This window comes from Streptomyces graminilatus, from assembly GCF_001418565.1.
Taxonomy (GTDB): domain Bacteria; phylum Actinomycetota; class Actinomycetes; order Streptomycetales; family Streptomycetaceae; genus Streptomyces; species Streptomyces graminilatus.
This window is the reverse complement of the sequence record NZ_LIQQ01000090.1, coordinates 1-9,384: the sequence shown is the minus strand read 5'-3', so window position 1 is coordinate 9,384 and position 9,384 is coordinate 1. Positions and strand designations below refer to the sequence as shown.

8 protein-coding genes and 1 pseudogene are annotated in these 9,384 nt (G+C 71.6%); 5 read left to right on the top strand and 4 right to left on the bottom strand.

Going from position 1 to position 9,384, the window contains the following annotated elements; all coding sequences use genetic code 11:
* From AOK08_RS47160 to AOK08_RS09525, 3 genes and pseudogenes are all read right to left on the bottom strand, one after another.
* Nucleotides 1–278, bottom strand: a pseudogene (locus AOK08_RS47160) (protein kinase family protein); the annotation flags it as partial.
* A 15-nt stretch (nt 279–293) separates the two neighbouring features.
* Nucleotides 294–884 (bottom strand): DUF3090 domain-containing protein, encoded by a 591-nt coding sequence (locus tag AOK08_RS09530; protein ID WP_055525038.1) that lies wholly within the window; start codon nt 882–884, stop codon nt 294–296.
* A gap of 96 nt (nt 885–980) precedes the next feature.
* Nucleotides 981–1,667 carry a histidine phosphatase family protein gene (locus AOK08_RS09525; RefSeq protein ID WP_055525037.1) on the bottom strand — a complete coding sequence of 229 codons (687 nt, stop codon included), beginning with the start codon at nt 1,665–1,667 and terminating at the stop codon, nt 981–983.
* Between the two features lie 77 nt (nt 1,668–1,744).
* Here AOK08_RS09525 and corA point away from each other — a divergent pair, with 77 nt between their 5' ends.
* The gene (gene corA / locus AOK08_RS09520) at nt 1,745–2,749 is read left to right on the top strand and encodes a magnesium/cobalt transporter CorA (protein WP_055525036.1); all 1,005 of its coding nucleotides are present in this window, start codon (nt 1,745–1,747) and stop codon (nt 2,747–2,749) included.
* Between the two features lie 42 nt (nt 2,750–2,791).
* On the opposite strand, the gene AOK08_RS09515 is transcribed toward corA, so the two are convergent.
* Nucleotides 2,792–3,580, bottom strand: coding sequence for a ferritin-like domain-containing protein (locus AOK08_RS09515; protein ID WP_055525035.1), 789 nt, complete (start codon nt 3,578–3,580; stop codon nt 2,792–2,794).
* Between the two features lie 370 nt (nt 3,581–3,950).
* On the opposite strand from AOK08_RS09515, the gene AOK08_RS46400 reads away from it, so the two are divergent.
* The 4 genes from AOK08_RS46400 to AOK08_RS09500 all read left to right on the top strand — a co-directional run bounded on the left by AOK08_RS46400 (nt 3,951) and on the right by AOK08_RS09500 (nt 9,268).
* Nucleotides 3,951–4,109: a hypothetical protein gene (locus AOK08_RS46400; protein WP_198539222.1), complete on the top strand. Its 159-nt coding sequence runs from the start codon at nt 3,951–3,953 to the stop codon at nt 4,107–4,109.
* 40 nt (nt 4,110–4,149) lie between these two features.
* Entirely contained in the window at nt 4,150–6,561 is a 2,412-nt protein-coding gene (locus AOK08_RS09510) for a type 2 lantipeptide synthetase LanM (protein WP_241826893.1), read from the top strand.
* Between the two features lie 110 nt (nt 6,562–6,671).
* On the top strand, nt 6,672–7,868 hold the full coding sequence (locus AOK08_RS09505; protein ID WP_241826892.1) for a hypothetical protein: 1,197 nt from the start codon (nt 6,672–6,674) through the stop codon (nt 7,866–7,868).
* Nucleotides 7,865–9,268, top strand: a complete 1,404-nt coding sequence (locus tag AOK08_RS09500) for a JmjC domain-containing protein (protein ID WP_241826891.1) — start codon at nt 7,865–7,867, stop codon at nt 9,266–9,268. The genes AOK08_RS09505 and AOK08_RS09500 overlap by 4 nt, the downstream gene beginning before the upstream one ends.
* Nucleotides 9,269–9,384: the final 116 nt, after the last annotated feature.

Sequence of the window (9,384 nt, the reverse complement as noted above, 5' to 3'; positions counted from 1 at the left end):
GGTCCGCCTCCGTGTCGATCCACAGCTGGCACATCCCCTCGCCGTAAGGCCCTTCGCGCAGCACGGTCGGCGGTACGAGCCCCCAGCCGGTCGCCTCGGACACCTCGAACGCCGCCATCTCGCGCCCGGCCAGGGTCCCGTCGGGGAAGTCCCACAGGGGCCGCTCACCGGCCACCGGTTTGTAGATGCAGGCGGCCTCCTGACCCTCGTAGGAGACCGTGCAGTACAGCGCCGCGTTCGACGCCTCGCTGATCCGCCCGCGTACGGTCAGCTCGCCCNNGCGCGGGTGGTCGTCACGCTCCGCGGCGGTATCCGTTCTGGCGCGGACATACGTGTCCTTCCGGGTCGAGCGGGAGGCTGCACAGGGGGCACGGCGGCCGGCCGGCGTTGACGACGTCGAGGGCACGCCTGGCGAAGGCACGGGCCTGCGCGCCGGTGAGCCGGACGCGCAGCATCGGGGGGCCGTTCTCCTCGTCCTGGAGGAGCCGCTCCTCGGCCTCGACGAGGTCCTCCTCGGACTCGGCGTCCAGTTCCACCAGGGCCTGCGCCTCGACGATCATGCGCTGCTCGTCACCGTCCCAGGCGAGCGCCATGGTGCCGACCCGGAACTCCTCCTCGACGGGGGTGTCGAGGGGCCGGGTGTCGGACACCTCGGCGGGCGCCACGGCCGGCACGGGGGCGTTGCCCCCGCTGCGGCGCACGACCTCGTCGAGCAGTTCGTCCATGCGTTCGGCGAGCGCGGCGACCTGGGTCTTCTCCAGGGCCACGCTGGTCACCCGGGGGCCGGCGGTGGCCTGGAGGAAGAACGTACGGCGCCCGGGCAGCCCGACCGTACCGGCCACGAAGCGGTCCGGCGGGTCGTAGAGGAACACCTGACGGGACACGTCCTGTCTCCATTGATGTCGAATGAGTCGGATGAGCGAGTGATGTTCGGTGTCAGCCGCGCTGCCGCGACCGCTTCACCCTACTGCTGCCGACGATCACGGTGCGCCCGCACCGCCCCCGACCGCCGCCTCCTCGCTCGGGGGTTCCTCGCGCGGCACCAGGGAGGCGAAGTCGCCGGTGTCCCCGAGACGCACGAGAAACGGCCTGAGGCGGGTGTACCGGATCGCGGTGATGGAACACGGTTCCACGGACACCCGCTGGAACAGGTCGAGGTGCAGGCCGAGCGCGTCGGCGACGAGGGACTTGATGACGTCCCCGTGCGAGCACATGAGGTAGACGGCGTCGGCGCCGTGCTCGGCCTCCACGCGCGCGTTCCATTCGCGTACGGCTTCGGCCGCGCGCGTCTGCATGGCCCGCATGGACTCGCCGCCGGGGAACGCTGCGGCGGTCGGGTGGGCCTGGACGACCTGCATCAGGGGCTCGTCCGTCAGCTCGGCGAGCTTGCGCCCGGACCAGTCCCCGTAGTCGCACTCCGAGATCCGCTCCTCGATGTGCGGGCGCAGTTCCGGCCGGGCGTCGAGGAGCGGCCCGACCGTCTCCAGGCAGCGCTGGAGCGGGCTGGTGACGATCTCGGAGATCGGCAGCTCGGCGAGGCGGCCGGGGAGCGCGGCGGCCTGCGCGGCGCCCCGCTCGTCGAGGGCGACGCCGGGTGTGCGGCCGGCCAGCACTCCCGAGGTGTTGGCGGTGGAACGTCCGTGCCGGACGAGGATCAGCGTGGGCATGCGGCCCAGGGTAGGCGTACGGCATCCGTGGGCCGGCCGGGGTGCTTTTCCGGCCGGACGGCGGGAGAATACGCATCGTGATCGTCGACTGCGCCATCTACCGTGACGGACGCCGGACGGAGAATCCCTCGGACCTCTCCGACGCCCTCGACGAGTGCCGCGCGGACGACATCGGGGACGCGTTCGTCTGGATCGGCCTGTACGAGCCCACCGAGACCGAGTTCGAGCAGGTCACCCAGGAGTTCGGGCTGCATCCGCTGGCCGTCGAGGACGCGCTCAACGCGCATCAGCGGCCCAAGCTGGAGGTGTACGACGACTCGCTGTTCATGGTGCTCAAGCCGGTCGGGTACGAGCCGAAGGCCGACATCGTCTCCTCCGGCGAGATCATGGTCTTCATCGGCGACTCCTTCGTGGTGACCGTGCGGCACGGCGAGGAGGCACCTCTGGCGGCCGTGCGGCACCGCCTGGAGGCGGAGCCCGAGATGCTGCGGCACGGCCCCACGGCGGTGCTGTACACGATCGCCGACGCGATCGTCGACCACTACGTGGAAGTAGCCGACGAGCTGGGCACCGACCTGGAGGAGCTGGAGGCGGAGGTGTTCTCGCCGTCCGGCGGGGGCTCGCGCCACACGGCGTCCCGTATCTACACCTTCAAGCGGCAGATCCTGGAGTTCCGCCGGGCCACCGGCCCCCTGGCGGCACCGCTCGGCAGACTCTCGGGCACGGGCGTCTTCGGCGCGCGGGTGCCCTTCGTCCATGAGAAGGCCGAGCCCTTCTTCCGGGACGTCAGCGACCACCTCACGCGCGTGAACGAGTCCGTGGAGGGCCTGGACCGGCTGGTCTCCGACATCCTGGCGGCGCACCTCGCGCAGATGAGCGTCCGGCAGAACGACGACATGAGGAAGATCTCCGCGTTCGCCGCCATGGCCGCGTTCCCCACGATGGTCGCGGGGATCTACGGCATGAATTTCAAGCACATGCCGGAGCTGCGCTGGCTGTGGTCGTATCCGGTGCTGATCGCGGTCATGGCCGTGGTGGAGATCCTGCTCTACCGGATGTTCAAGCGCCGGGGCTGGCTGTAGCGGGGCCGGACGAAGGCGGGCCGACTCAGAACTCGGGCGAACTCAGGCGAACTCGGGTGCCGTGGTCGCCGGGCCGCCCAGCGCGTCGCGCCGCTCGGGCATCCGCAGGGAGACCATACGGCGCCAGCCGACGGCGCGCTCATAGACGTACACCGCGTGGATGGCCGCCGCGAGGAGCGCCGCCTTGGGTCTCGGCCAGCCCAGCACTCGCCCCATGTGCGCCATCACCGCGAGGCTGACGTCCCGGTAGACGCGGATCTCGGCGAGCGCGCACTCGCGCAGCGTCCGCTGGATGTCGTGGCCATGGCCGGCCGCCGCGAAGCGCAGGAGTTCCTCGTGGCAGTACGCGAGGTGGTTGTCCTCGTCACTGGAGATCATCCGCACCGCGCGGCCGACGTCGGGGTGGTCGCCGAAGTGCCTGCGCAGCAGCTCCATCTCCTCCGAGGCACGCTGCTCGGTGACACGGCTGTGGGCGAGGTAGGTGACGATGTCCGGCACGGTCAGCGGTTCGTCGCTCCTGAGCTTCTCGTGCGGAAGGCCGATGCCCCGCCGCTCCAGCAGCATCGTGTAGTCGGTGTCGGCCGGGACGTCGACGGGCTGGAGGCCGCGCTTCTTCATCAGGGCGTTGAAGATCCGCCCGTGCTTGTCCTCGTCCGCGCCGTGGCGGCTGATCCTGGGGGCGAGCGCGCGTTCGCTCGCCGGGACGAGGGCGGCGATCCGGGCGTTCTCCCAGCCGCCCTGGGACTCTCCGCCGGCCGCGATGGAGCAGAAGAGGCGGAAGGAGTCGTCGTTGTCGAGGATCTCCTGGAACAGGCTCCTGGCGGAAAGCATCAGAGGCACCTCTCGCACGGGTCCGCGGCGTCCCGCGCGCGTGGAGGGGCGTTGCGGAACGTGTCAGAGAACGAGTCAAGTGCGGTGCCGGGGACGCCGCAACAGCTACGTACGGCGACTGCGCCGAAAGATGGACGGGCGCCGGGGACGAGCACTTTCGAGTCGGCGACCGCTCGGGGAAAACGCCACCACAGCGGCCTACTCATCATCAGTCGGCGCAGGTCACCGCAGTGCCCGGACCGCCACCGACGCGTCCGGCGGCGGGCCGGAAGTCGACTCGTCGATTCGACCAGCATCGAAAGCATGGCGGCGAACGTGCCGTCTCGCGAAACATGCTCCAGTGGAATCCGTCAGCCAAGGAGGAATCGTCATGATTCAGCTGCCTGCGCAAGACGCTCAGGTCCGCGCCGAGAGCCGGACGTCCGTCGAGGAGGAACTCGACCTCTTCATCGGTGAACTGGAGCAGCACATCCCGGACCGCGGCAACGCCGCGGTCGGCACGTGTATTCGCGTGTACTGCCTCCCCTAACCGGCCCACCGGCCGGTCACGCCCGACTGAAGAGCACGCGGTGCCGCCCGGCGACATGCGGGGCGGCACCCCGCACGGGAGGCACAACACCATGATCGAGGTGCTGTGGGACACGACACCGTCGGCCGGTTCGGAGCACAGCCGTCCGTGCCGCTCGGCCGCCGCCGGAAAAGTGGTGGAGGCCGTACGGGAAGGCACCGCCGGCCGGTTGTTCCCCGCAGTGATGCGACCCACCGACGACGGTCTGCTCATGCACGAGCGCTTCCTGGCGGGCGACAGCGACGCGGCCGTCCTGGCGGCGGCCTTCGCGACGCCCGGATTCGCCCCGCTCACCGAACTGCTGGACACCCTTGACACCTGGTGCCGGCAGGCCACGAAGCGGTACGGCGATCTCCTCGCTCCCGGTCTGCTCGACGTGACCGACGACGGCCTCTTCGGTCCCCTCGTGGCCGAGGCCTTCACCGCCTGCGCCGCGGGCGTCCCCTACGCGGCCGACGAGCAGTGCGTCCGCTGGACGGGTTTCCTGGACGAGTTCCTGGGGCGTCTGGCCCGGGACATCAGCGGCCCCTGGTTCGATCAGCCCTCGCTGCGCACGCCCGTGACGGGCATCGAGGCCCAGAGCGGGGAGACGCACAACGGGCGCCGCAGGATCCTGCGCGTGAGCATGAGCGGCGGCGGTTCGGTCGCCTACAAACCCCGCCCGGCAGGCGGCGAACTCCTCTTCCTCGCCCCCGAGGACTCGGTGTTCGCCTTCCTCAACTCCCTGCCGCCCGTGACGGGACCGGTCGTCCTTCCCGTCCTGCGCTGCACGGCGGGCACCGGCCCCGACCGGCTGGAGTACACCTGGCAGGAATGGATCGAGCCGCCTTCGCAGTGGGGGACGATCCGCTCGGCACCCGGCGGCGGCAGGCGGCTCGCGGGGACCAGGCTCGGCCGCAGGCAGGCGGAACGTTACTGGATTCGAGCGGGCTCTCTCACCGCCGCGGCCTTCCGGTTCGGCATCGTGGACCTGGGCGAGGGCAATGTCCTGTCAGGAACCCGGCCCGGACAGCGGGAACCCCTGCACTACCCGGTCGACCTGGAGATCTTCCTCGCGCCGTCACCACGCCTCCACGACACCGGACTGATCGCCGACGCCGAGGCCGGCGACCATCACCACCCGGGACTTGAGGACCAGGCCCGCTGGTGCATGGTGGACGGTCCCGTCGCGCACTTCACCGGCAGCCCCGACGGTGGCCTGCGGCTGGTGCGGCGGAGCCTGCCCTGCGTGCGCCCGCAGACCCGCACGGTGGTCGCAGACGCCCAGGGCCGCACCGGATACGGGCCCTACCTCGCCGCCTTCCTCCGGGGCATGTTCGACGCCTGGACCCTCATGAGCCGCCACCATGACGCGATCCGCGACTTCCTGGCCCGCGCCGGACAGGACAGTCACGTCCGCGTCCTGCTCAAGCCGACAGCGGCGTACACCGAGGTGCTGGCCGACCGGCTCACCGGAACGGGACCGGGCAGCACCGCCGCGGAACCCGACGCCGTCCTCGACCCGGCCGAGGCCGCCCAGCTCGACGTGCTGGACGTCCCGTACTTCTTCCGCCACCTCCACGGCGGCCCACTGCTGCGCACCGGCCCGGCGCACACTCCTGTGGCTCCCACAGCGGCGGAATCGTCCCCGCAGTGGCCACCGTCGGCCGCCGTACGTGACAGCCGGGGCCGCGACCTGGCCGGACTCGGGGTGGCCCTGCGCGACGCGGCCCACTACGCGTACGACCGTACGGAGCCGAGCGCGCTCCACGCGGACGGGGTACGTGTCCTGCTGTCCGACCGGCACACCGGCGAGGCGGGGTTCGACTGGCCGGAGGCCGGGCGCCGGTTCGTCTACACCTGGGACCGCGACACCGTCAGGATCCGCACCGAGCCGCTCGCCCGCCCGGCCCCCGCACTCGACGTAAGGCGCCGCCTGCTGACGATCGACCGGATGGACGCGGCACTGCGCACCCACTGGGTCGCCTCCGGCTTCGGCGACGAGGAGACCGAGGACAGGCTGCGGGCCCTGACAGATGTGGCCGTCCGCTGGCTGGAGGACGTCGTGGAACGGCACGGCTGGCCCGGGCAGGCGCTCGTCGGCCGGGCCGCGGCGCTCGCGGCCTGCCGGCTCGTCCAGCACGCCGAGGGACCGCCGGCCTTCCAGCGCGACTGCCTCCGGCTCATCGAACAGGCCGCCCGTGACGGCGATCTGCCCTGGCGGCAGGTGGCCTATGTGACCGACGCGCTGCGCCTCCTGGAAGGCCGGCCGCAGCTCTACGGGACCAAGTTCCGCATGCAGGAAGGAAACCTGGAGCCGTGCCCCATCGAGCAACCCGACCGGGTGGACGAACTCCGACGCGGTCTGAGGATGGAACCACTCGCCCGGTACGCGAACCGCTTGCGCGACCGGTACCAGCCGAGGACCGGCTGAACGAGTCCTGGCCGGAGTCCCGGTCGGAGTCCCGGTCAGAGTCTCAGTGGGCGTCCAGGTGGGCGTCCCGGTGGGATTTCTTCGCCGCTCACCACTGGGAGCGGAAGCCCGTGGTCGTACCCGCGCCGGGCGGCCCGGGCGTCGTCGACGCCGGCCGCGCCTACACGGCGATGGTCGAGGCGGCGCGGCCGTTCCGCGCCGGGACCCGGTTCCGGGCCCTGCCGGACGTCCGCTTCCTCGTCGACGGCGGGCGGATCGGGGCACCGGGAGACCTGCTGCCCGGCCCGCACGACACCTCCGCCGAGCGGTACGGCGAGCGGCTCGACCAGCGGATGGAGGGACAGGGCCGACTGCTCCTGGTGGAACAGCCGCTCGTGCTCGACCACGTCCTTTGGGCACAAGTACGCTCCCTGGTCGCGCCCTTGTGGGAGCGGGCGGGCCATCCCGTCCTGCCGGTCGTCACGGAACTCGCTCTCGGCGACCGGATCGCGGAGCGCGACGGCCCGGCGGACGAACCGTCGCACTCCACGCTGATCTGGGTACTGCACGGCACCGTGACCGCCACCCCTCGGGACACACCGGGCGGCCCCGCCCTCACCGCCGGAGCCGGCGACCTGCTGCACTGGCCGGCAGGCCAACCGCACCGCGCGCGCTTCGGGCCCCGGACCCTGGCGCTGCGCGTCCTGGTCCCCCGCGACCCGCGGCTGCTGAACGCGGGCGTCAGGGACGTCGTGGCCGCCATGATTCATGAACGACGCGGCCAGGACCGCGTCCCGTATCTGCCGCTCCCTCCCCGCGAAGTCCCGACGCCACCCGACATACCCGAACTGGAACGGACGGCGGAGTTGTTGCGGGAGACGACCTCGTCGCCCCAGCTCAGCCAGGCGCTCAGTGCCGTATGGGCACGAAGGGTCAGCTCCGCCGCACTGGAACCGGTCCCGGACGTACGGCCCCCCGCCGACCTCGCGCCGGACGACCGCCTGCGGCCTGCCTCCACCGTGATCCGCATGCCCCTCGACGACGGCCGCACCTGGATCTGGGCGGTCGACGGTCACGCCTTCACCCTTCGCGGCACCCTGGGTGAGCGCGTCCTTGACCGGCTGCACCAGGGCGACACCCCCACCGTCCGGGAGCTGTGCGCGGTGGCCGGACCGGACCGCGACGCATTGGTCCTGGCACTGCTGAAGAAGCTGCACACGCTGCGCGGCGTGGAAGTGGATGCGGATGCGGATGCGGATGCGGATGCGGATGCGGATGCGGATGCGGAATTGGACATGGACGTGAATGAACGGGAGAACACGGCGTGAGCGGTCCTGTGGCGGTGCCGATGGCGGTGACGGTGGCGGTGGAGACGGAGTTCTCCTGGAGCACCTTCGTGGAGCGGTACTGGGACCGGTCTCCAGTGCTGTTCCGTTCCCTGCTCCCGTCCCAGTCCCAGTCCATGCCGACGTCCATGTCCCCCGCCCCGTTCGTGGCGGAGGAGGTGTTTCGGGCCGCCGTGCACGGGAGTCGGTCCGCGCACCTGGACGGGCGTATGCCGCCCTATGCGCAGTTCACGGTCGAGCGCGTCCAGCGGGACATGGCGGGCGATCTGCTGCCCGCCGCCGAGGACGGCTCCTTCGACGCGTACGACACCCGCCTCGCCGCTCGCCTCGACGGCCGCCGCCACGCTCTCACGGTGAGCAGCTTCCACACCTTCGACGCCGCGATGTGGTCTCGCGAGCGGGCCTTCTACGCCGGACTGTGGGACCTCGTCGGCCTGCCCCTGACGGGCGCCATCACCACGCTGTTCCACGGCACCTACGAGCAAAGTCCCGTCGGTGTGCACAAGGACCGTTTCGCCACGTTCATGTTCGGGCTGCGTGGCCGCAAGCGCATGCGGTTCTGGCCGCGCAGGCCCTGGGACGAGCCCGTCTCCACCAAGGTCGACTACGCGGCCCACATCGTGGAGTCGTTCACCGCCGACGTCGGCCCCGGCGACCTGCTGTACTGGCCGGCCGACTACTACCACATCGGCGAGAGCGCCACGGCGGCTCCCGCGACGAGTGTCAACGTCGGCGTACCCCGGGACGAGCACCACGCCGGCTACGAACTGGAAGACCTGCTCGCCGACCTCGACCCGAACCGGCTCGCCGGTCGCAGCAGCCTGGACAACCTGCTCCCCCTCCACGATGTCCCCGTCACCGCAACGGGTCCCGGCGCCAACGGCGTCCTCTCACCCACACTGCCCGAGGGACTCACCGCCCCGGTGGCGGCTCTGCACGCCTTCGCCCAGCCGGACAGGGCGGCCCGCCGCGTGACCACCGTCTCCCTGCGCCGCTGGACGGCCGGCGGATTCGAGCCCGTACCCGCGGCCACCCCAGCACGCCCCCTCGCCGACACCGACCTCCTGCGCGCCGACCACCACGCGCGCGTCCTCTGGGCCACGGACGGCGACGGCGGCACTCTCTGCGCGGCGAACGGTCACCACACCCGCACTCCGCTCGACCACAGCGACCTGGACCGGTTGACGCACACGCTGACCGCGGCAGGCCCGGTACGGGTGTCAGTCCTGCTGGAAGCAGTCTCCCCGGACTCGGGCCCAGGCGCCCAACGCGACGCGGCCCGTGCCCTGTTGGAAGGGCTGGAGAGCTTCGGCGCGCTCCACCGCGCGCCCTGGACTCCCAACGGGCCGGACGCCGCCGAAGGACCGTTCACACGTTCCTGAGTACGGTTGCCCGAGGCGGCGGGGCCGTAACCGGCGGGTCCGCGGCGCGTTGTGCTCCGTGACGGCCGTGGCGGGGAAGACCCCCCGAGCCCCCACCACGGCCGTCACGGAGCACA

Bases quoted from the DNA above. Each gene is read 5' to 3' on its own strand.
- AOK08_RS09525 (WP_055525037.1), bottom strand. From the start codon at position 1,667: ATGCCCACGCTGATCCTCGTCCGGCACGGACGTTCCACCGCCAACACC.
- AOK08_RS09515 (WP_055525035.1), bottom strand. From the start codon at position 3,580: ATGCTTTCCGCCAGGAGCCTGTTCCAGGAGATCCTCGACAACGACGAC.
- AOK08_RS46400 (WP_198539222.1), top strand. From the start codon at position 3,951: ATGATTCAGCTGCCTGCGCAAGACGCTCAGGTCCGCGCCGAGAGCCGG.